Raw genomic sequence first — 20,042 nt, 5'->3', positions numbered from 1 at the left:
AATCCCTAGGTAGTTTCCTGTAATTATTATAGCCATACCTTTATTAATCCTCGAAAATTAGCCAGCCTGCCAGGTAGGCTTCGTAGAGGCTTGTTTTATCAATACTTTTTAGTTGTTGAGTGACCAGCCGCTTATTAGCTGAAAGGGTACTCCAGGCCGCGGCAACCGAAGGTGGCTGACCCTTGGTGACATTATCACCATTGCAAAACACCTGTTTCCCAAGGCTCAAAATGCGTGTTTGAGGGTTTGGCAGTAAGGCAGTCTTGGCCAATTTCAGTAAAAACTGTTTTGGTGAAAGACAATTCTTAGGCCCATCAAAATATGCTTGTTGCTTCGGCTCAGATAGATAGGCGGCGATTCCTGGCAAAAACCGATCAATCTGATGAAGTTGCAGTGTATCAAGCTGAGTTTTTAATTGTTTAATGAGCTCATCTGGCAATTGTTCTGCATTGGCGGTAGCTAATTGCTGTGGGTCGGCAAATTTGTTTTCTAACTCGGGTAGCTGCTCTAGAGATTCTGCAAGTCGCCATAAACCTTCTTGGAGTAATTCTTTAAAGCTTGGCGAGCGAAAGCCAACTGACCAAGTTTGACAACCGCTATCTAAAGCGATGCCATCATGAGCCACTTGAGGTGGAAGATAGAGCATGTCGCCAGGCTCTAAGATCCATTCTTGTTCATGTTTGAAGTTTTTTAAGATCTTCAAAGGTAAATTGGGGTTGAGGCTAAGATCCTTCTGCTCAGAGATACACCATTGCCTTCTACCTGACATCTGGATTAAAAAAACATCATAAGAATCAAAGTGGGGGCCAACGCCGCCACCAATACCCGCAATACTGATCATGAGGTCATCTAGACGCGCATCGGGGATGAAACGAAACCAGGAAAGTATTTTTGCTGCTGCGGGGTGATGGGCTTCCATACCTTGGAGCAGTAGGGTCCAATCGGACCTATCTATTTTGGGAATTGATTTGTTAGTAAATGGACCATGATCTAAGTGCCATGGTTTGGATTGAATCAGTCGTGACTCAACTTCCTCTTGACCTGCAAAATGAACTATTTCTTCATAGGAGATTGGGCTGTCTAATACTTCATCATTTTTGGCTGAGAGCGCAAAGGCTGGAATAGCGCCCCGGACAAGCAATGGCTTTTTGTGCCAATACTGTTTCATAAACCGATCGGGGCTGATTCCCCCCAATAATGCCCAAGGCTGCTTTAGGGGCAGGTTTTGAGGGGCTTGGGGTGGCTGATAGGGCTTGCTCAAGTAAAATGCAGTCATAAAGTAAAGGCTAGTGTTAACTCATTAAAAACGAATGTACGACAAATTGCGCATGAAAATTGAAAAAAATACCATCGTATCCCTTCGCTATAAGCTGACTGATGCACAGAACAATGTCATCGAGGAGCCAGATTCTCCGATGGTATACCTGCATGGTGGCTATGAGGGTACTTTTCCTAAGATTGAGTCTTTATTAGACGGTCAAGATGTTGGCTACGAAGCAACCATTCAATTGGAGCCAAACGAAGCCTTTGGTGAATACGATCCAGAGTTGCTCAAGATTGAGCCCCGGACGCGCTTTCCAGAGCCTCTTGAAGTGGGTATGCAATTTGAAGGTGTTCCAGACTCTGATGCTGATGAAGAATCGGAGGATATTTCTGCGTCCGCAGATGATTCAGATGATGCCGATGATGAGCCGCTCATTTATACAGTGACTGATGTTGCAGATAACCAAGTAGTTTTGGATGGTAACCATCCGCTGGCTGGCATGGCTTTACGATTCTGGGTGCAAGTAGAGGATGTGCGTGCAGCTACTGAGGATGAAATTGAAAATCGACACCCCGATGGCGGGGAGAACTTTAGCTTTGGCATGCCTAATGAAGATTCGGAAGATGCTGATGAGGAAGATTACCTCGAGCAGGCTTTAGGGCTGCAAGGTCAAGCTCCACGCACCTTGCATTAAGTCACTCCAATTATTCCTTAAGCCATTCTTTGATGGCGCCAAGGTCACGCTTGGTATCGCTGCTCCCTAAAGTTTCGGTTGGGCTATTACTTAGTCTAGCTAGAGCTTTCTCAAGCTGAGCAATTTTGGCTTCTTGCTCGATGGTCGCATCAATTAAGCCTTTCAATGCCATAGACACAGGATCATCAACATTTGGCGTTACACCATAAGCAGAAAAATATTCTTTGGTTTTACTGTCAGCACTTTGAGGCAAGTCTGGATGCAGAATGCGCGCAGGTATGCCAACCGCTGTTGCGCCTGGGGGGATTTCTTTTAGGACTACTGCATTGGAACCAACGCGTGCGCCATCACCAACCGTAAAGCCACCAAGTACTTTTGCGCCGGCGCTGATTACAACCCCTTTACCAAGAGTGGGGTGACGCTTAACACCTTTGTAGAGTGACGTACCACCTAAGGTCACACCCTGGTAGATCGTGCAATCATCCCCAATTTCAGTGGTCTCGCCAATCACAATCCCAAGACCATGATCTAAAAAAACGCGACGACCAATTTTTGCTCCCGGATGAATTTCTATTCCGGTAATAAAGCGCGACACCATTGAAAGTACGCGAGCGATCCACTTCAATCCCAGGTTCCATAGGAAGTGGGAGAGGCGATGAAACCAAACCGCATGTAAGCCTTGATAGCAGGTAATCACCTCAAGGCGATTTCTTGCGGCAGGATCTCGAACGATGATGGAGTCGACTTGGTCGAAGAGGGAATTAAACATTATGAGATTTTAACGGGGCTGGCTTATTTTCTCAGGAGCATCTGTTTTGCAATGCCACGTAACAGGTCAATCTCCTCCTTATGAAGGTGACTACGAGCAAATAAGGCCTCTAGGCGTGGCATCAGTTTCTTGGGGTTGGCAGGATCTAGATAGCCTATGGCTTCTAAGCCCTCACGCCAGTGACTTAGCATGGCAGCCACTGCTGCTGGATCGGCAAGGTCCGATGATTCGGCACGAGGGTTTAGATTCATTGATTTGCCCTCTGAAAGCGTCTCTCTGAGGCTAAACGCACAGACCATGAGGGCTTGCGCAAGATTTAAGGAAGGGTAGTCTGGATTGGCGTCCAGCCACACGCGATGGGTGCAAAGGGAAAGATGGTGATTCTCAAGGCCAGTTCTCTCGGGGCCAAAAACGAGGGCGACCTTGCCCTTGTTCTGCACGATTTGAGCAATGAGCTGGCGGGCTGACTTCCAATCTAAAGCCGGTGGTCCAAATTCACGTTCACGGCTGGTTAAGCCCAGCACCAATGAGCAACCTTGTACAGCGCTATCTAATGAGTCTGATTCTATTGCTGCCTCGAGAAGGTCAGTAGCACCACTAGCGAGGGCAATAGCTTCAGGCTGAGTAGTCATTCCGCTGATTTTGGGCTTGATCAGACGTAGGTCATTAAAGCCCATGGTTTTGAGGGCGCGCGCTGCTGAACCCACATTACCGGGATGGCTTGTTTCTACAAGAACCCAGCGAAGTAGGTGAGCTTGATCGTTATTCATGGGTTTCTAGCTAGCGAGTATCAAGTACAAAATGCAAATCGTTTAGAATCAGGGTATTAGCCTCGTATTGTCATGCAGTTTGGGCAATATCACAGGCTCGTTCTTATTTAATTTGTCCATCAATACTATGCATCCCATGTTAAATGTGGCCATCAAGGCCGCCCGTCGTGCTGGAACCGTGATAAATCGCGCTTCTCTCAATTTAGAACGTCTACAGGTTGATCGCAAACAGCACAATGATTTTGTGACTGAGGTGGACAAAGCCGCAGAAGCGGCCATCATCGAAACCCTGAGTGAAGCTTATCCAACCCATGGATTTTTGGCTGAAGAAACAGGCGAACACAATACCGATGCAGAGAATGTATGGATTATTGATCCATTAGATGGCACAACCAACTTCATTCATGGCTTTCCGCAATATGCAGTCTCAATTGCATTGGCAGTCAATGGCGTGATTCAACAGGCAGTTGTTTACGACCCAACTCGTGATGAACTCTTTACTGCCACGCGTGGTGCTGGCGCCTATTTAGATCGCCGTCGTTTGCGCGTTGGTTCACAAGATCGTTTAGCGAATTCTTTAATCGGCACTGGCTTTCCTTATCGCGAAGATCAAGACTTAGAGAAGTATCTCAAGATCTTTAGCGAGATGAGCCGTCAATGCGCAGGCTTGCGTCGTCCCGGTGCGGCTTCGTTGGATTTGGCTTATGTTGCAGCCGGTCGTTACGATGGTTTTTTTGAGAGTGATCTCAAGCCATGGGATATGGCGGCAGGTGCCTTGCTCATTACTGAGGCAGGTGGCTTGATTGGAAACTACCGTGGTGAAGAAGGATTTTTGAAAAGCGGTGAAGTGATGGCCGCTAATCCACGCATCTACGCTCAGATGGTGCAGTGCCTCTCCAAATACTCAGCTTCTTGAACTTTATCTAGGCTTTAGCAAACCTTAATTAAATCAATAGAACGGACGCCCTGATCATTTATCAGAAGTGCGTTCGCTCGCGGGCGCGCACCTTCAGGGTGATCTAAGTCCCAATCAGATAATACCCAGCGTTGCCATATTTGCTCACCTGAGGATTCTTGGTGGTGTGCGGGAAGATGGGTGTGCCCATGAATCAACTTATCGCAAGCATGGCTTCTGAGGCTGGCTGCGCAGGCGTCAAGTGTTACATTGGCCTTGATTTGATTCTGCCGATAGGAGATCTTAGCGTTGCGTTGATACTGAGCATGACTGTTAGCGCGTAAATGATTTGCGATGGCACGGCGCCAAGCGATGGGAAAAGCTAGAAAGAGCTTTTGAACCCAACGCTTTCTGGTCCAGGTTCGAAATACTTGATAACCCACATCGGCTGTACAGAGTGCATCACCATGAGCAAGCAAATATTGATGGCCAGCAATCTTCACAAGAGATGGATCTACTAGGACTGTCATGCCAGTCTTCTTCAAGAATGACGAGCCAACTAAGAAATCCCGGTTACCGTGAAGGTAATACGTTTTGGTTTTGGTGGAGAGGTTCGCAAGAGCGCTTTTTACTTCTTGCAGAAAAGGGGATTGGGATGCAGCGTCATCGCCAACCCAATATTCAAATAAATCACCTAGGATGAAGACCGCCTCTACTTGCGAGACATCTTTTTCACAGAAGTCAAAAAAGCGCTGCGCCGTCAAGGGCATTGACGGCGTCAGGTGAAGATCTGAGATGAGCAGTGCGCTCGCGTGCTGAGGGATCATTCCTCGAGGACGGAAGCCTTCTCAATGACTACATCTTCTTCTGGAACGTCTTGATGAAAGCCAGAATTGCCAGTCTTCACTTTGCGAATGGTATCAACCACATCCATACCATCTGTCACTTTCCCAAATACAGCATAGCCCCAGCCTTGAGCGTTTGGTGCAGTATGGTTCAAGAAATCGTTGTCATTAACGTTAATGAAAAACTGCGCAGTTGCAGAATGGGGATCGCTGGTGCGAGCCATTGCAATCGTGCCACGCTCATTCTTGAGTCCGTTATTTGCTTCGTTTTCAATTTCAGCGCCGGTAGGTTTTTGTTTCATTCCGGCAGTCATGCCGCCGCCTTGGATCATGAAATTGTTAATCACGCGGTGAAAGATCGTGCCGTCGTAGTGGCCGCTCTTCACGTATTGTAAAAAGTTTTCAACACTCTTAGGCGCCTTCGCAGCATCGAGAGTTAAGGTGATTTCACCCTTATTCGTTTTTAGTAGTACCTTCGCCATTATTGGATTTACCTTCAGAGGGGTTAGTGGATGGATTGCTTAAAGCAGGATTGGAATTAGAGCCTTTAGATTGAGGCTTTAATAAATTCAGAAGATATTTAGCGCGATTGGTATATAGACGTTGATTGAGCTGGGTATTGGCTGCAGCCTCTTCATAGGCCTTGACACCCAATCGGACATAGACTTCGCCTAAATTAGCGGCGGCAGAGCTGTAGCTGGGACGTAGTTTGAGGGCAAGCTCTAAATAGTCACGCGCTTCAATCCACTGATCTTGATTGGCTGCAATTGCCGCCAGGTTGTTATAGGGCTCAGGTAGCTCTGGAAATTGTTGAGTAATTTCAATTAAAGTTTTTTTGGCGTTACCAAAATCACGCAATTCAATTTGCAAGCGCGCTTTAACGTAACGTAGTTGTACATTGCGTGGCGTCTTTTTGAGCTTGGTATTAATTAGATCAATCGCATCTTGATATTTACGTGCCTTGACTAATTTTTCTACATCCGATGGCACCGCATTCTTAGTGACTGGATCTGGTTCAATGATCAAGAAGGATAAGAATGGAACGCCAACAGTCTCAGATAGTTCCGGATTGAGAGGGTTGTATGGGGCATCGGTAGAGAGTCTTGGGGGATCGGTTGGCCCATAACTTCCCAAGTAGGCTTGCGTTTGTGCTTGAGGTGAGCTTGCCGCTTGTTTGTTAGCCGCAGCGATTTCAGCATTTGCTAGCTGTTGAGCAGGGGTGCTACACCCAGTCACTAGTAAGAGGCTAGAGACAACGGCTAATGCCGTAAAAAGTATGGGGATCGGCGCTTTAAGGGTTGCAAACATAAGGGAAGGGGTAAAAAACTGGCTCATTCGATATACTCAGCGCTCAGTCTAACAAATTGGCGCTACTTGCCTCACCTTTATAGCCCTATGCTGCAAATCTATAACACTCTTAGCCGTTCAAAACAGGTTTTTAAGCCCATCGTACCGGGCAAGGTGAAGATGTATGTCTGCGGCATGACTGTCTACGATTTTTGCCATATTGGTCATGCCAGGGTCATGATCGTATTTGATATGGTGGTTCGCTGGCTAAGATCCAGTGGCTATGAGGTTCTTTATGTGCGCAATATCACTGATATTGACGATAAAATCATCAATCGCGCTATCGAGAATGGCGAACCAATTTCAGTCTTAACGAATCGCTTTATTGATGCAATGCACGCCGACTCCGATGAATTGGGTCTCATGCATCCAGATCAAGAGCCGCGCGCTACTGACTACATCAAACAGATGCAGGGCATGATTGGCAAGCTTATCGAGCATGAATTGGCTTATCAAGCTGAAGATGGCGATGTCAATTTTGCAGTGCGGTTATTGCCACGTTATGGTCAGCTCTCCGGCAAAACACTGGATGAACTGAATGCAGGCGAGCGCGTTGCTGTAGGTGGCGGCAAGCGAGATCCACTCGACTTTGTGCTCTGGAAGAGCGCCAAGCCCGAAGAGCCGGCAGATACGCGTTGGAGCTCACCATGGGGTGAAGGTCGCCCTGGTTGGCATATCGAGTGCTCGGCTATGTCCTGTGACTTACTTGGCGAGCATTTTGATATTCATGGTGGTGGGGCTGATTTGCAATTCCCACATCACGAAAATGAAATCGCGCAAAGCGAGGGCGCTATGTATGGGCAAAACCGCAAAGAGGATGACGCCCCCTTTGTAAATTACTGGATGCACAACGGCCACATCCGGGTTAACGAAGAGAAGATGTCTAAGTCTTTGGGTAACTTCTTCTTAATTCGGGATGTATTGAAGAGTTTTGATGCTGAGGTATTGCGTTTCTTTATGCTCAAGGCGCATTACCGAAGCCCAATTAACTATAGCGATGCGCAACTAGAAGAGGCGCGCGCTGGATTGGTTAGGTTATATACCGCATTGTCGCAAGCAGCACATTCTGCGAACCTTACCCTTGATGTGAATAATCCTTGGGCCAAGCGCTTTGCTGATGCAATGAATGATGATTTCAATACGCCTGAGGCGATTGCCGTCTTGTTTGATTTGGCTAGTGAAGTCAATCGTGCACAAGGCGAAGAAAAGCAGTTACTTGCAGGTACCCTGAAGTCCTTAGGTGGAGTGCTTGATTTCTTGCAAAGAGATCCTACCGCTTTCTTGCAATCAGGGTCTAAGGGTCAAGCTGGTTTGAGTCCTGCACAAATTGAAGATCAAATTGCCGCACGCGTTGCTGCCAAACAAGCTAAAGATTTTGCTAAAGCGGACCTCATTCGCAAAACATTGCTTGAACAGGGTGTGGTTTTAGAAGATAAACCTGGCGGTATTACCGAATGGCGAAGAGCATAGTGTCAGCTGTAAAAGAAGAATCTATCCTTCAAGAGGTAGCCCCTGATTATTGGGAGCAGGCTTGTCAAGAGTTGATGAAGCATGACCGCATTCTCAAGAAGCTCATTCCTAAATGCGGATCTGGTTTTTTAGTGACGCGTGGTGATGCATTTACTACTTTAGCCAGAGCGATTGTTGGTCAACAAATTTCAGTTGCAGCTGCGCAAACAGTGTGGGATCGTGTACTCCTAGCCAGTAAGAAAAAAGTAAACCCAAAAAATATCTTGGCGCTCACTGTTGAAGAACTTCGAGCCGCTGGATTGTCTGGCCGCAAAGTTGAGTACATTCGTGATTTAGCGGATCACTTTGATTCTGGTCGTTTGCACGCTAATCAGTGGAAAGACATGGACGATGAGAGTGTTATTAAAGAATTAAGCTCAATTCGGGGAATTGGCCGCTGGACTGCCGAAATGTTCCTCATTTTTAATATGGTTCGCCCTAATATCCTCCCGCTAGATGATGTTGGTCTAATTAAGGCGATTTCCCTTAATTACTTCAGTGGCGAGCCTGTTAGCCGTCATGAGGCGAGGGAAGTGGCAGCCAATTGGGCCCCATGGCGTACGGTTGCCACTTGGTATATGTGGAGAAGTATCGACCCCATCCCAGTCGAATATTAAAATCAGACTATGAAAACGACTTTCCTGGATTTTGAGCAGCAAATCGCCGAATTAGATTCAAAGATTGAAGAGCTGCGTTTTGTACAAGATGAATCATCGGTAGATATTTCCGATGAGATCAAAACGCTTTCTGAAAAGAGTCTTCAACTCACTAAAGATGTTTATGCCAACTTGACTCCATGGCAGGTGTCCCAAGTTGCGCGTCATCCACAGCGTCCATACACCCTAGATTATGTTGGTGCCTTATTCACCGATTTCCATGAATTACACGGTGATCGTACTTTTGCCGATGATCAATCCATCATTGGTGGCTTAGCCCGTTTTGATGATCAACCCTGCATGGTGATTGGTCATCAAAAGGGCCGCGACACTAAAGAGCGCGCATTACGTAATTTTGGTATGAGTCGTCCTGAGGGCTATCGCAAAGCGATGCGCTTAATGCGCCTTGCAGAAAAGTTTGGCATTCCAGTGTTTACCTTTGTTGACACACCAGGCGCATTCCCAGGGATCGATGCAGAAGAGCGTAATCAATCCGAAGCGATTGGCCGTAACCTTTATGTTCAAGCTGAACTAGAAGTGCCGATCATTGCTACGATTATTGGTGAGGGTGGCTCTGGCGGTGCTTTGGCTATCGCTATGGGCGATGTTGTCCTTATGTTGCAGAACTCTACGTATTCGGTGATCTCTCCAGAGGGCTGTGCTTCTATCCTTTGGAAAACAGCTGATAAGGCCTCTGAGGCTGCAGAACAGCTTGGCCTGACTGCTCAGCGCCTAAAGGCTCTCGGTCTGATCGATAAGATTGTTGCTGAGCCTATAGGTGGTGCGCATCGTGATTACGACGTCATGATGAGCAATATGCGCAAAGCTCTTTCTGAATCGATCAAAACATTTGATGGCATGAAGATTGATGCATTACTTGAGCGTCGCCATGAGCGCCTAATGAGTTATGGCAAGTTCAAGGAAATCACAGCCAAGTCCTAAGTTAGCAAAACGAATTGCGGTTGCCTTGAGTGGCGGCCTCGATTCTGTTGTGCTACTTGATACGGTTTGCAAGTCGCAAGCCCAAAATCAAAATACCAAAATTTTGGTTTTCCATATTCATCATGGCTTACAAAAGCAGGCTGATGATTGGTTGATCTTTTGCGAGAAGCTTGCTCAAAAATACAAAGTGCAATTTGATTTTCGTCTGTTACATCTTGATAAGGCGCAAGGTAATATTGAGGCCAGAGCACGAACAGCTCGTTATGAGGCTTTAGCGGATCTCTGCGAAGAGTATGGCGTTGAGGATCTACTCTTGGCGCACCACCAGAATGATCAAGCTGAAACAGTGTTGCTGCAGCTTCTGCGTGGCGCCGGTGTGGCTGGGTTATCTGGCATGCCTGCCAGCAAAACAGTCCAGCTTGGTTCTGCAGAAGTCACGCTATGGCGTCCATTGCTAGATCAAAGTAGGGTAGACCTTGAGATGTATGCGAAAGAACATAAGCTCAAATGGTTTGAAGATCCTAGCAATCAAGATCGTCAATACAGACGTAATGCGATCCGTAAAGACATTATTCCAAAGCTAGAAAAGATTCAGCCAGAGGCAATTGCTAATTTAGCGCGTAGTGCCAGCCTGCTGAGCGATGCGCAAATACTATTGGATCGTCTTGCAATCCAAGATGGAAAAGAGATTCTTTCCAAGGAAAGTCTCAATACAACGCCACTCTTAAAGCTAGCAAAGTCAGATCTACCGGCGGCAAATAATATCTTGCGTTACTGGTTAAAGCTTAATGAACTAGCCATGCCATCTCAAGAGCGCATGAACGCTTGGTGGCGCGACCTCGCTACTGTGAAAGCTGGTGCGCAATTAGAGTGGCCTCATGATGGCAAAGTGATTCGACTATGGCGTAATCAATTACTGCTGGCCTCAGACCCAACTGGGCAGTGGGTATTTAAAACAATTGCTCCTAGGAGTAAAAAACTGGGCTTTCCAGCCGCTTGGGTAAAAGAAGCTCAAAAGGAGGGCCGCATCGCTACCAAACCCAGGACCGGTTCCGAAAAGCTACAGACCAAACCCAATAGCCCCCGTAAAATTCTCAAGAACCTCTTTCAAGAAGCCGATATTCCACCTTGGGAACGAAATGCGCCTTTGCTCTATATCGATGATGAACTGATTGCCGTTGCAGGCGTTGGTGTGAGCTATCCCCGCCTTGTGCAATCTGGAGCGCGACTATGGCCGGAGTGGCAAGAGTCGTCTTAGTAGGCACAAAACCCTGTAAAATAAGCCCTTTTTAGACACTCGGGTTAGTGATTCCCGCTTACGGATAGTTAAATAGACGGTTTTTATGGCTCTTATCGTTCATAAATATGGTGGCACCTCAATGGGCTCAGTTGAGCGCATTGCTAATGTCGCTAAACGCGTTGCTAAATGGATGCGTGCAGGCCACCAAGTGGTGGTGGTGCCTTCAGCGATGTCAGGCGAAACCAATCGCTTACTTGGTTTAGCTAAGGAAATTAATCCTGAAGCAAGTCCACGTGAGTTGGATCAAATCGCCTCTACAGGCGAACAGGTTAGCTCAGGTTTGCTTGCCTTGGCTTTGATGCGCGAAGGTATTGATGCAGTAAGTTATGCAGGTTGGCAAGTAACCGTACATACCGATTCTGCATTTACTAAGGCACGTATCAAAAGCATTGAGAGCGAGAAGATTCTCAAAGATCTCAACGCAGGTCGTGCAGTTGTTGTTACTGGATTCCAGGGTGTTGATGCTAATGGCAACATCACAACACTTGGTCGTGGCGGCTCAGATACTTCTGCTGTAGCGATGGCAGCCGCTCTTAAGGCGGATGAGTGTTTGATTTATACCGACGTGGATGGCGTGTATACAACTGATCCCCGTGTTTGTGAAGATGCACGTCGTCTAGACAAGATTACCTTTGAAGAGATGCTAGAGATGGCTAGCTTAGGCTCTAAGGTATTGCAAATTCGTTCGGTAGAGTTTGCTGGTAAGTACAAAGTTAAAACCCGTGTTCTGTCATCATTGACAGATCCGTTGATGCCTTTAGACCAAGAGATGAAGTCGGGCACCTTGATTACATTTGAAGAGGACAGCACTATGGAAGCCGCAGTTATTTCCGGCATCGCCTTTGCGCGTGATGAAGCGAAGATTACCGTTTTAGGAGTTCCTGATCGCCCAGGTATTGCCTATCAAATTCTTGGGCCAATCGCTGATGCAAATATTGATGTAGACATCATCATTCAAAATCAATCAGTAGAAGGCAAGACAGATTTTACTTTCACAGTTCCACGCGCCGACTATCAAAAGGCCCTGGATATTTTGAAGAACACAGTTCAAGCCCACATTGAAGCGAAAGAAATCTCCGGTGATCCTAAAGTTTCTAAAGTCTCCGTAGTTGGCGTTGGTATGCGTTCACACGTAGGTATCGCTAGCAAAATGTTCCGTACTTTGTCGGAAGAGGGCATCAATATCCTCATGATCTCTACTAGCGAAATCAAGATTTCTGTAGTGATCGATGAGAAGTACATGGAATTAGCGGTACGTGCCCTTCACAAGGCATTTGAGCTCGACCAGAAGTGATCTCTTAAAAGGGCATTAAAGCCACTCAGGGGCGGTTATCCGTTAAACTGTGGGGCGTATTAGCGTTATAGGTAGTCAAAAGTACGGAGACGTGGCCGAGCTGGTCGAAGGCACTCCCCTGCTAAGGGAGCATCGGGGCTAAAACTCTGATCGGAGGTTCGAATCCTCTCGTCTCCGCCAGTACTTTTCATTAAACCCAGTAAATTCAATGAGTTACTGGGTTTTTTGTTGCCTAGAAATCCTAAATTTGGGCAAAAAACCCACACACTTTATATGGTTTATGTTGCTATGCAATAAATAATTGTTGCATCACAGCAAAATATTTCTTACAATGGTGCATCGCAATAAATAATGTAACTATTTACTAAATAAAGGATTAACCATGTTCCAGAATCAATTAAACGATCAAATCGCTCAAGCTCAAGCTAAAGCTGTTGAAAACGCTAAACATTTGGCACAAGTTGCTGTTGAAAGTGCGCAAGAATTGGCAGAAATCAACCAAGCTGCTGCTAAAGATGCATTGGCTGCTGCACAAGATGCTAGCTCACAGTTGTTGGCTATCAAGGACCCACAACAGTTGACTAAATTGGCTCAGCCAGAAGCTGCTCAAGAAGCTGCTAAGTACGCTGCTGCTTACCAAGCTAAAGTAAACAAAGTTGTTCGTAACGGTAACAAAGAAGTTGCTCAAGTTGTTGATGCTTCTATCGATGACGCACGTGATGACTTAGTTAAGTTTGTTAAAGAAGCTACTAAGACAGCTCCTGCTGGTTCTGAGGCATTTGTATCTGCATTCAAAACTGCATTCGAAGCTTCACTCCAACAGTTCGACCAAGTTCGCGCTACTGCGACTGATGCATTCGCAAACTTTGAAAAAAGTGTTGACGCTGCATTGGCTAACATTCAAGGCCAATACGCTGTAGCTAAGCCAGCTGCTAAAACCCGCAAAGCTGCTTAATTAGTTATTCCTGCTTCAATAAAAAAACCGCCTACGGGCGGTTTTTTTATTTCCTAAAATAAGTCCGATAGCTTTATGCAACAGGCTTTGTAGGGCTAACAGACTTAATAGTTTGTGCCATCAACTGCTGTTAAGTAGCCCTTAATGTACTGGGGCGGGACATAAACAACAGTACTGATACCAGCCTTTGAAGACAGATTGAGTTGAAAGCCTTCCTTCATATTCTGCTTCAGAAATGAATCAGTTAATTTTACGGATACAAGTTCTTTAAAAAGGCAGCCTCTGGCTTCGCAGAGGCCAGCTTCTCTGGAGATTACTTTGAAAGAGGTGACTGGGCCATTCAGAAGGCTTGCAGAATCGTAATTACGCATTTGCATGAAATAGGTCAAGTGAACCTGGAGTTCATAAGATTTAACACCTTGCGCTGTTTGCTCACTACGCAGATTAAATATCTCATAGGTATTTGCTTCATCCATCGTATTGATGGATGGACCAATGTAGGTCTTTCCACCAGAGGCATTGGGTGTAGCAATAGTGGATTGGTAGACATCATTGACTTCCCAAGAACTGATTTTTTTATCGTTATTGGCGCAGGCGGTGAGCCCAAGACTAACTACAAGTAATAGTGCAATACGGTACATATTTAGCTCCTTAGATCACCAAATCATACTATCGTCCCGCTAGGATCTCATTCTTTAGATCTAAACCAATCTTTTTATCTCCATTTCCTTATAAATCCACTTTTTAGGTCATTACCTAGGGTTTGTCATAGCAAAAATACTACAGTTCACAACTTCACAAGTTGTGAATTTGTGATATAGTGGAGGTTCTGGGAGATAAAATGAAAAGACAGATACCGAAAACACATCAAGCCTTGGAGTGGATAGGCAAGGGCATGAGCGCAGCTCAAGCCGCTAGAAAGATGGAGATTTCAGAATCCAGCGTTTATGCCGCCCTCAGAAAAACTAAGGCAAAAAATATGGGATGTTGTCCTACCTGTGGTCGCAAAATAAGGAACTAAGATGAAAAAGACTCTATTAGCAGCAGTAACAATTTCTGTCGCCGCATTTGCTTATGCAAATTCATCTTCTGATTCATCAGCGCTAGTAAGTCAGCAGTGCAAGATCTCTGCTGAAGCGGTATCTACTTTGAAGGGCTTGCAATATGGCAATACTTCGATTCGTAAGGATGTGACTAATTTGATTGACCGTCATTTGAAGACCCAAGAAAACAGAGACCTCGCTCATAAGAAGTTGAACTTGATGGTGGATGATAAGTCGACAGATGCTGGTGTTCTTGAAGTGAAGTACTGCTCCTAAGCCTTGCTTAGAGTAGTAAAGAAAAACCCCGCACATGGCGGGGCGTGAATTCCTGACGCTAAATTTCTAGTGCGTTTTAGTGCTTGAGGGTAGCTAAAAAGGCTTTGATTGCCTTATTTTGAAGATCGTTCTCTGCTTGTGTTGCTCCTGCCCCAGATAAGTGACCCATTGGCAGCCGATCATTAATAGCAATATATTTCGCGCCTGGTATTAATTTGGCTGTAGATTTGGCATCTGACTCTGGATTTAATAAATCACCAGTACCTGCCAAAATTAAGGTTTTCGCTTTAATAGATTTCAACGCGGCTGCAGTGTTGTTATCAAAACCTTTTGTTTGACCTACGTCATGACGATCATAGGCACGTGATTGCCAGATCCAATCATTGGCATCCATTCTTCTCCAGCCTGCATCCTGTACCTTTTTGAGATAGTCAATTTCAGCTGCAGGAGTTGGATTCAACTGATCTTGGTAAGCAGGGGTGCGAACAATAACTCCGCTTAACCAACCTGACCATAGACGCATCCCTTGTTCAACGGGCTTGTCATATTTGCCGCCCTGGTAGCCTGGGTCCGTCATGATACTTTGGCGAAGCATCTCTAATACGCCGGTGGTCCATGCAGAGGTTTTTGCAAGGGGGATGATGGGTATAACCGCTTGCATATCATTAGGATAGGATACTGCCCATTGCAGGGCCTGCATGCCGCCCATTGAGGCTCCGACTACGGCAACTAATTTTTTGATGCCAAAGTAATCCACAATTAATCGATGCTGAGTGTTCACCATGTCCCGAATATTGAATTCTGGAAAACTAATATTGGGTTGGGATTTGCTATTGGAGGGCGAAGTACTCAGGCCGTTACCAATTGCATCGGTACAAATGACAAAATACTTATCAGTATCTAAGGCTTTGCCAGGCCCAATGAGGTAATCAATACGATGGTGGTTGCCGCCAATAGCGGTCACCATGAGAATGGCATTACTTTTATCGGCATTGAGAGTGCCTTGTGTTGTGTAGGACAAATTGAAGTCCAGAATCACAGCACCATTTTCTAATGGGAAGTTGCCCTCGGAGTAAAGTTGATGCACAGACTCATTTGGTTTGTGGGCTAAGACATTTAGTGAGCTTAGGGCGAGCGCGAGTGCTATACCCCTCATAATGGCTAAATACATGTTTTGTCTCCTTTTTATTTTCATCATTTATAGCAGGAATTTTTGATGGCCCAAGCTTTTGAGTGCGCAGAGTGTGGAAACCCTAGACGTTTCATGGGGTCATGCCAGCATTGTTCGAGTGAGGAGCTGCCCAACGTCTTTGTCGACGCGATAGAGCTGAATATCAAACAGGGCTTGCCTACAGTCGAGGAAGCGCTGGAATTGCTTACCGACTATCTTCGGAGGGCTCATCAGCTTGGCATCAAGGCAATCGTTTTGATTCATGGTTATGGATCATCAGGCGAGGGTGGAAGAATTAAATGGGCTATTCATGATGCTTTGGAAAATAATCACTATGCCGATCGTATTGAGGAGTATTTCTTTGGCGAACAGGTTCCTTATGGAAGCAAGGCCTGCCAAGATTTACTAAAACAGCGGCCTGGATTAAAGCAGTATTTGAGGCATTTCAAGGTTGGAAACGCAGGGATGACCATCTTATTGCTGGGTTCTGGCTATAGAAGTGCTTAGAATAGATGTGAACTTAGGAAACGCACATGACTAATAAGAAATCAGAACATGCTGTAACTCAAGAGGCTGTTGCTTCGAGCGCAGATCAATTAATCGGCGAATTCAAATCCTTGATGGCAGATGCCGAGGCATTAATCAAGGCTACTGAGGATCATCCTAGCGAGACGATTAGTTCTATTCGCAATAAAGCGCTTGAAACGATTACGGGTGCGAAAGCAAGTCTATCTAATCTTGAGGGTACTCTGACTGAAAAAACGAAAGTCGTCGCTGAAGGTGCCGATGACTTTGTCCATCGCAATCCCTGGGAAGCGGTTGGGGTTGCAGCTGGCTTAGGTTTGTTGATTGGCCTATTGATTGGTCGTCGCTAGATTCTTATGTCTCAAGAAAACATACTTTCGTCCATTAAAAACCTTGCCTCTACCGGCGCATCCATTGCGCAAACTCGCTTAGAGCTCTTATCGGTTGATGTGCAAATTGCGCGTAGTAAGTTCATTAGCTTGCTCATCATGATTGTGAGCGCATTATTCTTTTTGTTTTTTGGCTTGGTGATGCTTGCCTTACTGATCGTCATCTATAGCTTGGAATCGGACCGCATGCTCGCCTTGGGCTTACTGACTAGCGCGTTTATTGGTGTTGGCCTCATCTTAGGGCTCCTTGTCATGCAGTCACTACGCAATATGCCTAAGTTATTTGAGGCTTCTATTGCAGAGTTGGCAAAAGATAAAGAAGATCTCTCTCGCTAAAGTCATGAGCAATACACTTCAATCTCTCGAGGCGCGTCGTCAAGCACTTCAAGAAAGAGCGGGTCGCGAACGGCGTGAATTTGCCCAGCATTTTGAGCCCTGGGAAAAGCCGCTCTCATGGGCGGATAAGGGCATTGATGCCTTCCATTTTCTAAAAGACAATCCACTTCTTTGGACCAGCGCATTTGCTGCATTGGCACACTACAAGCCTAAATTAGCCAGCAAAGTATTGGCAGTCGGTTGGGGCGCAATGAAGTTACTCAAAAGCGCCAAGAAAATGGTTTAGCTGATCAACACAGTTTTGTGTGCAATGTCATGTTGTTGCAAAATGGCGCTTCCGTTAAGCGCACCAATTTCCAATAAAGTAATTGCGCCGCAGACTGTAAATCCCGCTTGACGAAGTAATTTATCGGCGGCAATGAGTGTCCCGCCAGTTGCCAAGACATCATCAATCAATAAAACCCGAGCATCCTTTGGAATAGTCGATTGCTGAATTTCGAGGGAGTCTTTACCATATTCCAATCCATAGAACTCACGGTGGGTAGCCAAGGGCAGCTTATTGGGTTTTCGGGCAAGAGCTAAGCCCTTGTTGGCATGGAGGGCAAGGGCAGAGCCAAAGATAAAGCCCCGTGATTCAATTCCCAAAATATGGGTATAGTCAAATGAATGGGCTAGTTCTTCAAGCTGATGAATGGCTTCTTTGAACGCTTGGGGGTCAGCCAGCAGGGGGGATATGTCCCGAAATAGGATTCCAGGTTTAGGAAAGTCCGGCACTCCGGGTAGATAATCAAATAAATTCATATATGGCAGACATGAAAACGAATTACTTGATTATTACCGCATTAGAGAGCGAGCTCAAGCGTTCAGCACTTCCACCAGGGGTGGAAATTGTCTATTCCGGAATTGGCAAGATCAATGCCACGATTGCCAGTGTCAAGGCCATTCACCAATTTGCACCTGCACATATCCTCAATTTTGGTACCGCTGGGAAAGTCAATTCTGATCTTCATGGATTATTAGAGATTGGTAAGGTGATACAGCGCGACATGAATACAGAGCCTCTTGCTCCCCGGGGCCAAACTCCATTCTGCCTAAATCCTTCAGAGTATTTATCTTCAGGAGAATATGTTTGTGGCACCGGCGATAGTTTCGTTACTGCTCGCGATCCTTGGCTCCACAGTCAAGGCGTGGATGTAGTTGATATGGAATTATTTGCCATTGCGGCGACTGCACACCAATATCAAATTCCTTGGCAGTCCCTCAAATATATTACTGATGATGCCAATGAAAACTCTGCAAATGATTGGCAGGAAAAGGTTAATCATGGCCAAGATCTATTCATTGATCGACTAAAGCAGTTAATGAGCTAGGGATTGAGATACGGCATGAGTAACTCTAAGCCTTGGTTAAAAAACTATCCTCTAGATGTTCCTCAGGAAATTGGTGCTCCTTCACATTCATCTCTAGCGGATTTTTTTGAAGAATGCTTTGAGCGTTATGCCAATCGCCAGGCTGTGGAGTCCATGGGTAAATTTTTTACCTATCGACAACTAGATAGTTTGTCTCAAGAATTTGCCTCTTACCTTCACGCCTTAGGGCTAGAAAAGGGTGCGCGCGTAGCACTCATGTATCCAAACGTCATTGAGTATGTCGTCGCCATGATTGGAACATTGCGCGCTGGCTATACCGTTGTTAATATCAATCCCCTCTATACGGCCCGTGAACTTGAGGCTCAATTGCAAGATAGTGGTGCATCGGTTTTGGTACTCATGGAAAACTTTGCCAATACCTATCAACAGATTGCAGAACAAGTGCCATTAAAGCAAGTGATTGTGAGTAGCCCTGGCGAGTTGCTGGGTCTTAAGGGGCATATTGTGAATTGGGTGGCACGCAATATTAAGAAAATGGTTCCCCCTTGGAATTTTGATCACATCAAGTTTAATGACGCGCTGCGCATTGGTGGCCAACATTCATTTCAAAAGCTTGCCATTGAATTAGATGACATTGCTTTTTTGCAATATACCGGTGGCACCACGGGCACCTCTAAAGGCGCCATCTTGCTACATCGCAATATTTTGTCAAACGTGATGCAAATCGAGACATGGCTTAATCCTGGGCTCAAGCATCGCAATGAGCAGCAACTCCATTTTTTATGTGCGTTACCAATGACGCATATATTTGCTTTAACCGCATGTGCTTTTTTAGGTATTACCAAAGGGGCGCTGTTGGTATTGGTGGCTAACCCACGAGATATTGATGGTTTTATTAAGATGCTAATGAGGCATCCGAAGATCAATATATTTCCCGGAGTCAACACGCTCTTTCATGCCTTAATACATCGCCCTGAATTTAAAAAAGTTAAATTACCGAACTTGTTAGTCACCATTGGTGGTGGTATGGCAGTCCATAAAAAGACTGCTGATCATTGGCAAGCCCTTACAGGATGCTCAATTGCGCAGGGGTATGGCTTGTCTGAGACCTCGCCTGTAGTGTGTGTGAATAGTCCACTAGAGAAGCATTTCACAGGTCATATTGGGATGCCCATGCCCAGTACCGATGTCGTCATTCTCGATGATGATGAGGTGGAGTTACCACAAGGAACCCCTGGGGAGATCTGTATCAAAGGTCCACAGGTGATGCCAGGTTACTGGAATAAGCCCGAAGAGACATCGCATTGCATGACTGCTGATGGATACTTTAAGTCGGGTGATATTGGATTAATTACTCCAGAAGGCCATATCCAAATTGTGGATCGTAAAAAAGACATGATTGTGGTGGCTGGTTTTAAGGTCTTCCCAAATGATGTAGAGGATATCTTGGTGCAAATGCCCGGTATAAGAGAGTGCGCAGTCATTGGTGTGCCGCATCGCAAGTTAGGCGAGATTGTCAAAGCCTATGTCGTCAAATCCAATCACGACATTACTGAATCCGATGTTTTGCAGTATTGCAAAGAGCATCTCACCAGCTACAAGCGACCTAGAAAAGTGGTATTCATCCACGAACTTCCTAAATCAAATGTAGGCAAGATTTTGCGCCGTGAGCTCAGAAATATCTAAGCTTAA

25 protein-coding genes and 1 tRNA gene are annotated in these 20,042 nt (G+C 45.8%); 17 read left to right on the top strand and 9 right to left on the bottom strand.

Going from position 1 to position 20,042, the window contains the following annotated elements; genetic code table 11:
• Positions 1 to 43: 43 nt before the first annotated feature.
• Positions 44 to 1,276 carry a cupin domain-containing protein gene (locus tag ICV38_RS05495; RefSeq protein WP_215378115.1) on the bottom strand — a complete coding sequence of 411 codons (1,233 nt, stop codon included), beginning with the start codon at positions 1,274 to 1,276 and terminating at the stop codon, positions 44 to 46.
• A 52-nt stretch (positions 1,277 to 1,328) separates the two neighbouring features.
• Between ICV38_RS05495 and ICV38_RS05490 the strand changes: the two genes are divergently transcribed.
• A complete protein-coding gene (locus ICV38_RS05490) occupies positions 1,329 to 1,958 on the top strand; it encodes a peptidylprolyl isomerase (protein ID WP_251368111.1) in 630 nt (209 codons plus the stop codon).
• A gap of 10 nt (positions 1,959 to 1,968) precedes the next feature.
• Here ICV38_RS05490 and cysE read toward each other — a convergent pair whose 3' ends face one another.
• Both cysE and ICV38_RS05480 read right to left on the bottom strand, forming a co-directional pair.
• Complete coding sequence (cysE, locus tag ICV38_RS05485) at positions 1,969 to 2,727, bottom strand: serine O-acetyltransferase (RefSeq protein WP_215378110.1); 759 nt, start codon at positions 2,725 to 2,727, stop codon at positions 1,969 to 1,971.
• A gap of 23 nt (positions 2,728 to 2,750) precedes the next feature.
• Positions 2,751 to 3,497 carry an RNA methyltransferase gene (locus ICV38_RS05480; RefSeq protein WP_215378108.1) on the bottom strand — a complete coding sequence of 249 codons (747 nt, stop codon included), beginning with the start codon at positions 3,495 to 3,497 and terminating at the stop codon, positions 2,751 to 2,753.
• Positions 3,498 to 3,624: 127 nt separating this feature from the next.
• Here ICV38_RS05480 and ICV38_RS05475 point away from each other — a divergent pair, with 127 nt between their 5' ends.
• Positions 3,625 to 4,413: an inositol monophosphatase family protein gene (locus ICV38_RS05475; protein ID WP_215378106.1), complete on the top strand. Its 789-nt coding sequence runs from the start codon at positions 3,625 to 3,627 to the stop codon at positions 4,411 to 4,413.
• A gap of 14 nt (positions 4,414 to 4,427) precedes the next feature.
• Here ICV38_RS05475 and ICV38_RS05470 read toward each other — a convergent pair whose 3' ends face one another.
• The 3 genes from ICV38_RS05470 to ICV38_RS05460 are packed head-to-tail and all read right to left on the bottom strand — an operon-like array spanning position 4,428 to position 6,545.
• Positions 4,428 to 5,219, bottom strand: a complete 792-nt coding sequence (locus ICV38_RS05470; RefSeq protein WP_215378103.1) for a UDP-2,3-diacylglucosamine diphosphatase — start codon at positions 5,217 to 5,219, stop codon at positions 4,428 to 4,430.
• Positions 5,216 to 5,719, bottom strand: a complete 504-nt coding sequence (locus tag ICV38_RS05465) for a peptidylprolyl isomerase (RefSeq protein ID WP_215378101.1) — start codon at positions 5,717 to 5,719, stop codon at positions 5,216 to 5,218. The genes ICV38_RS05470 and ICV38_RS05465 overlap by 4 nt, the downstream gene beginning before the upstream one ends.
• Complete coding sequence (locus tag ICV38_RS05460) at positions 5,691 to 6,545, bottom strand: lipopolysaccharide assembly protein LapB (RefSeq protein WP_215378099.1); 855 nt, start codon at positions 6,543 to 6,545, stop codon at positions 5,691 to 5,693. The genes ICV38_RS05465 and ICV38_RS05460 overlap by 29 nt, the downstream gene beginning before the upstream one ends.
• 87 nt (positions 6,546 to 6,632) lie before the next feature.
• Between ICV38_RS05460 and cysS the strand changes: the two genes are divergently transcribed.
• The 7 genes from cysS (at position 6,633) to ICV38_RS05425 (ending at position 13,240) form a co-directional block, all read left to right on the top strand.
• The gene (gene cysS, locus ICV38_RS05455) at positions 6,633 to 8,054 is read left to right on the top strand and encodes a cysteine--tRNA ligase (RefSeq protein ID WP_215378096.1); all 1,422 of its coding nucleotides are present in this window, start codon (positions 6,633 to 6,635) and stop codon (positions 8,052 to 8,054) included.
• Positions 8,039 to 8,710 (top strand): DNA-3-methyladenine glycosylase, encoded by a 672-nt coding sequence (locus tag ICV38_RS05450; protein WP_215378094.1) that lies wholly within the window; start codon positions 8,039 to 8,041, stop codon positions 8,708 to 8,710. Before cysS ends, ICV38_RS05450 begins: the two co-directional genes overlap by 16 nt.
• 9 nt (positions 8,711 to 8,719) lie before the next feature.
• Positions 8,720 to 9,691 (top strand): acetyl-CoA carboxylase carboxyltransferase subunit alpha, encoded by a 972-nt coding sequence (locus ICV38_RS05445; RefSeq protein WP_215378091.1) that lies wholly within the window; start codon positions 8,720 to 8,722, stop codon positions 9,689 to 9,691.
• Positions 9,657 to 10,949: a tRNA lysidine(34) synthetase TilS gene (tilS, locus tag ICV38_RS05440; protein WP_215378089.1), complete on the top strand. Its 1,293-nt coding sequence runs from the start codon at positions 9,657 to 9,659 to the stop codon at positions 10,947 to 10,949. Before ICV38_RS05445 ends, tilS begins: the two co-directional genes overlap by 35 nt.
• An 85-nt stretch (positions 10,950 to 11,034) precedes the next feature.
• Entirely contained in the window at positions 11,035 to 12,285 is a 1,251-nt protein-coding gene (locus ICV38_RS05435; protein ID WP_215378086.1) for an aspartate kinase, read from the top strand.
• Between the two features lie 85 nt (positions 12,286 to 12,370).
• Positions 12,371 to 12,465 (top strand) — tRNA-Ser (locus tag ICV38_RS05430).
• Between the two features lie 202 nt (positions 12,466 to 12,667).
• Positions 12,668 to 13,240 (top strand): phasin family protein, encoded by a 573-nt coding sequence (locus ICV38_RS05425; RefSeq protein ID WP_215378084.1) that lies wholly within the window; start codon positions 12,668 to 12,670, stop codon positions 13,238 to 13,240.
• Positions 13,241 to 13,344: 104 nt separating this feature from the next.
• Here the strand turns inward: ICV38_RS05425 and ICV38_RS05420 are convergent, their stop codons facing one another.
• Entirely contained in the window at positions 13,345 to 13,881 is a 537-nt protein-coding gene (locus tag ICV38_RS05420; protein WP_215378081.1) for a hypothetical protein, read from the bottom strand.
• A gap of 200 nt (positions 13,882 to 14,081) precedes the next feature.
• Between ICV38_RS05420 and ICV38_RS05415 the strand changes: the two genes are divergently transcribed.
• The gene (locus tag ICV38_RS05415; RefSeq protein ID WP_215378079.1) at positions 14,082 to 14,261 is read left to right on the top strand and encodes a hypothetical protein; all 180 of its coding nucleotides are present in this window, start codon (positions 14,082 to 14,084) and stop codon (positions 14,259 to 14,261) included.
• Position 14,262: 1 nt separating this feature from the next.
• The gene (locus ICV38_RS05410) at positions 14,263 to 14,559 is read left to right on the top strand and encodes a hypothetical protein (RefSeq protein ID WP_215378076.1); all 297 of its coding nucleotides are present in this window, start codon (positions 14,263 to 14,265) and stop codon (positions 14,557 to 14,559) included.
• Between the two features lie 76 nt (positions 14,560 to 14,635).
• On the opposite strand, the gene ICV38_RS05405 is transcribed toward ICV38_RS05410, so the two are convergent.
• Positions 14,636 to 15,730, bottom strand: a complete 1,095-nt coding sequence (locus ICV38_RS05405) for an alpha/beta fold hydrolase (protein ID WP_215378074.1) — start codon at positions 15,728 to 15,730, stop codon at positions 14,636 to 14,638.
• Between the two features lie 45 nt (positions 15,731 to 15,775).
• Between ICV38_RS05405 and ICV38_RS05400 the strand changes: the two genes are divergently transcribed.
• From ICV38_RS05400 to ICV38_RS05385, 4 genes are read left to right on the top strand one after another with little or no spacing between them, the layout of a single operon-like run.
• Positions 15,776 to 16,237 carry a Smr/MutS family protein gene (locus ICV38_RS05400; protein WP_215378072.1) on the top strand — a complete coding sequence of 154 codons (462 nt, stop codon included), beginning with the start codon at positions 15,776 to 15,778 and terminating at the stop codon, positions 16,235 to 16,237.
• A 26-nt stretch (positions 16,238 to 16,263) separates the two neighbouring features.
• A complete protein-coding gene (locus ICV38_RS05395; RefSeq protein WP_215378069.1) occupies positions 16,264 to 16,605 on the top strand; it encodes a YqjD family protein in 342 nt (113 codons plus the stop codon).
• Positions 16,606 to 16,611: 6 nt separating this feature from the next.
• On the top strand, positions 16,612 to 16,980 hold the full coding sequence (locus ICV38_RS05390) for a phage holin family protein (protein ID WP_215378067.1): 369 nt from the start codon (positions 16,612 to 16,614) through the stop codon (positions 16,978 to 16,980).
• Between the two features lie 4 nt (positions 16,981 to 16,984).
• Positions 16,985 to 17,266, top strand: a complete 282-nt coding sequence (locus ICV38_RS05385) for a YqjK-like family protein (protein WP_215378064.1) — start codon at positions 16,985 to 16,987, stop codon at positions 17,264 to 17,266.
• Here ICV38_RS05385 and ICV38_RS05380 read toward each other — a convergent pair.
• Entirely contained in the window at positions 17,263 to 17,781 is a 519-nt protein-coding gene (locus ICV38_RS05380) for an adenine phosphoribosyltransferase (RefSeq protein WP_215378062.1), read from the bottom strand. The genes ICV38_RS05385 and ICV38_RS05380 overlap by 4 nt on opposite strands.
• An 11-nt stretch (positions 17,782 to 17,792) precedes the next feature.
• Between ICV38_RS05380 and ICV38_RS05375 the strand changes: the two genes are divergently transcribed.
• Positions 17,793 to 18,350 carry a 5'-methylthioadenosine nucleosidase gene (locus ICV38_RS05375; protein ID WP_215378059.1) on the top strand — a complete coding sequence of 186 codons (558 nt, stop codon included), beginning with the start codon at positions 17,793 to 17,795 and terminating at the stop codon, positions 18,348 to 18,350.
• Between the two features lie 15 nt (positions 18,351 to 18,365).
• On the top strand, positions 18,366 to 20,036 hold the full coding sequence (locus ICV38_RS05370) for an AMP-binding protein (RefSeq protein WP_215378056.1): 1,671 nt from the start codon (positions 18,366 to 18,368) through the stop codon (positions 20,034 to 20,036).
• Positions 20,037 to 20,042: the final 6 nt, after the last annotated feature.

Source organism: Polynucleobacter sp. MG-6-Vaara-E2 (assembly GCF_018687695.1).
Taxonomy (GTDB): domain Bacteria; phylum Pseudomonadota; class Gammaproteobacteria; order Burkholderiales; family Burkholderiaceae; genus Polynucleobacter.
The sequence above is the reverse complement of the archived record's forward strand: the minus strand, read 5'-3'. Positions and strand labels throughout refer to the sequence as shown.

What these genes read in the sequence shown, in the direction of transcription:
- ICV38_RS05405 (WP_215378074.1), bottom strand. Translation starts at nt 15,730, where the DNA reads ATGTATTTAGCCATTATGAGGGGTATAGCACTCGCGCTCGCCCTAAGC.
- ICV38_RS05375 (WP_215378059.1), top strand. Translation starts at nt 17,793, where the DNA reads ATGAAAACGAATTACTTGATTATTACCGCATTAGAGAGCGAGCTCAAG.
- ICV38_RS05370 (WP_215378056.1), top strand. Translation starts at nt 18,366, where the DNA reads ATGAGTAACTCTAAGCCTTGGTTAAAAAACTATCCTCTAGATGTTCCT.
- ICV38_RS05450 (WP_215378094.1), top strand. Translation starts at nt 8,039, where the DNA reads ATGGCGAAGAGCATAGTGTCAGCTGTAAAAGAAGAATCTATCCTTCAA.
- ICV38_RS05480 (WP_215378108.1), bottom strand. Translation starts at nt 3,497, where the DNA reads ATGAATAACGATCAAGCTCACCTACTTCGCTGGGTTCTTGTAGAAACA.
- ICV38_RS05495 (WP_215378115.1), bottom strand. Translation starts at nt 1,276, where the DNA reads ATGACTGCATTTTACTTGAGCAAGCCCTATCAGCCACCCCAAGCCCCT.
- ICV38_RS05380 (WP_215378062.1), bottom strand. Translation starts at nt 17,781, where the DNA reads ATGAATTTATTTGATTATCTACCCGGAGTGCCGGACTTTCCTAAACCT.
- ICV38_RS05390 (WP_215378067.1), top strand. Translation starts at nt 16,612, where the DNA reads ATGTCTCAAGAAAACATACTTTCGTCCATTAAAAACCTTGCCTCTACC.
- ICV38_RS05395 (WP_215378069.1), top strand. Translation starts at nt 16,264, where the DNA reads ATGACTAATAAGAAATCAGAACATGCTGTAACTCAAGAGGCTGTTGCT.
- cysS (WP_215378096.1), top strand. Translation starts at nt 6,633, where the DNA reads ATGCTGCAAATCTATAACACTCTTAGCCGTTCAAAACAGGTTTTTAAG.
- ICV38_RS05410 (WP_215378076.1), top strand. Translation starts at nt 14,263, where the DNA reads ATGAAAAAGACTCTATTAGCAGCAGTAACAATTTCTGTCGCCGCATTT.
- ICV38_RS05490 (WP_251368111.1), top strand. Translation starts at nt 1,329, where the DNA reads ATGAAAATTGAAAAAAATACCATCGTATCCCTTCGCTATAAGCTGACT.
- ICV38_RS05420 (WP_215378081.1), bottom strand. Translation starts at nt 13,881, where the DNA reads ATGTACCGTATTGCACTATTACTTGTAGTTAGTCTTGGGCTCACCGCC.
- ICV38_RS05445 (WP_215378091.1), top strand. Translation starts at nt 8,720, where the DNA reads ATGAAAACGACTTTCCTGGATTTTGAGCAGCAAATCGCCGAATTAGAT.
- ICV38_RS05470 (WP_215378103.1), bottom strand. Translation starts at nt 5,219, where the DNA reads ATGATCCCTCAGCACGCGAGCGCACTGCTCATCTCAGATCTTCACCTG.
- ICV38_RS05435 (WP_215378086.1), top strand. Translation starts at nt 11,035, where the DNA reads ATGGCTCTTATCGTTCATAAATATGGTGGCACCTCAATGGGCTCAGTT.
- ICV38_RS05385 (WP_215378064.1), top strand. Translation starts at nt 16,985, where the DNA reads ATGAGCAATACACTTCAATCTCTCGAGGCGCGTCGTCAAGCACTTCAA.
- ICV38_RS05415 (WP_215378079.1), top strand. Translation starts at nt 14,082, where the DNA reads ATGAAAAGACAGATACCGAAAACACATCAAGCCTTGGAGTGGATAGGC.
- ICV38_RS05465 (WP_215378101.1), bottom strand. Translation starts at nt 5,719, where the DNA reads ATGGCGAAGGTACTACTAAAAACGAATAAGGGTGAAATCACCTTAACT.
- ICV38_RS05460 (WP_215378099.1), bottom strand. Translation starts at nt 6,545, where the DNA reads ATGTTTGCAACCCTTAAAGCGCCGATCCCCATACTTTTTACGGCATTA.
- ICV38_RS05475 (WP_215378106.1), top strand. Translation starts at nt 3,625, where the DNA reads ATGCATCCCATGTTAAATGTGGCCATCAAGGCCGCCCGTCGTGCTGGA.
- ICV38_RS05400 (WP_215378072.1), top strand. Translation starts at nt 15,776, where the DNA reads ATGGCCCAAGCTTTTGAGTGCGCAGAGTGTGGAAACCCTAGACGTTTC.
- cysE (WP_215378110.1), bottom strand. Translation starts at nt 2,727, where the DNA reads ATGTTTAATTCCCTCTTCGACCAAGTCGACTCCATCATCGTTCGAGAT.
- tilS (WP_215378089.1), top strand. Translation starts at nt 9,657, where the DNA reads ATGGCAAGTTCAAGGAAATCACAGCCAAGTCCTAAGTTAGCAAAACGA.
- ICV38_RS05425 (WP_215378084.1), top strand. Translation starts at nt 12,668, where the DNA reads ATGTTCCAGAATCAATTAAACGATCAAATCGCTCAAGCTCAAGCTAAA.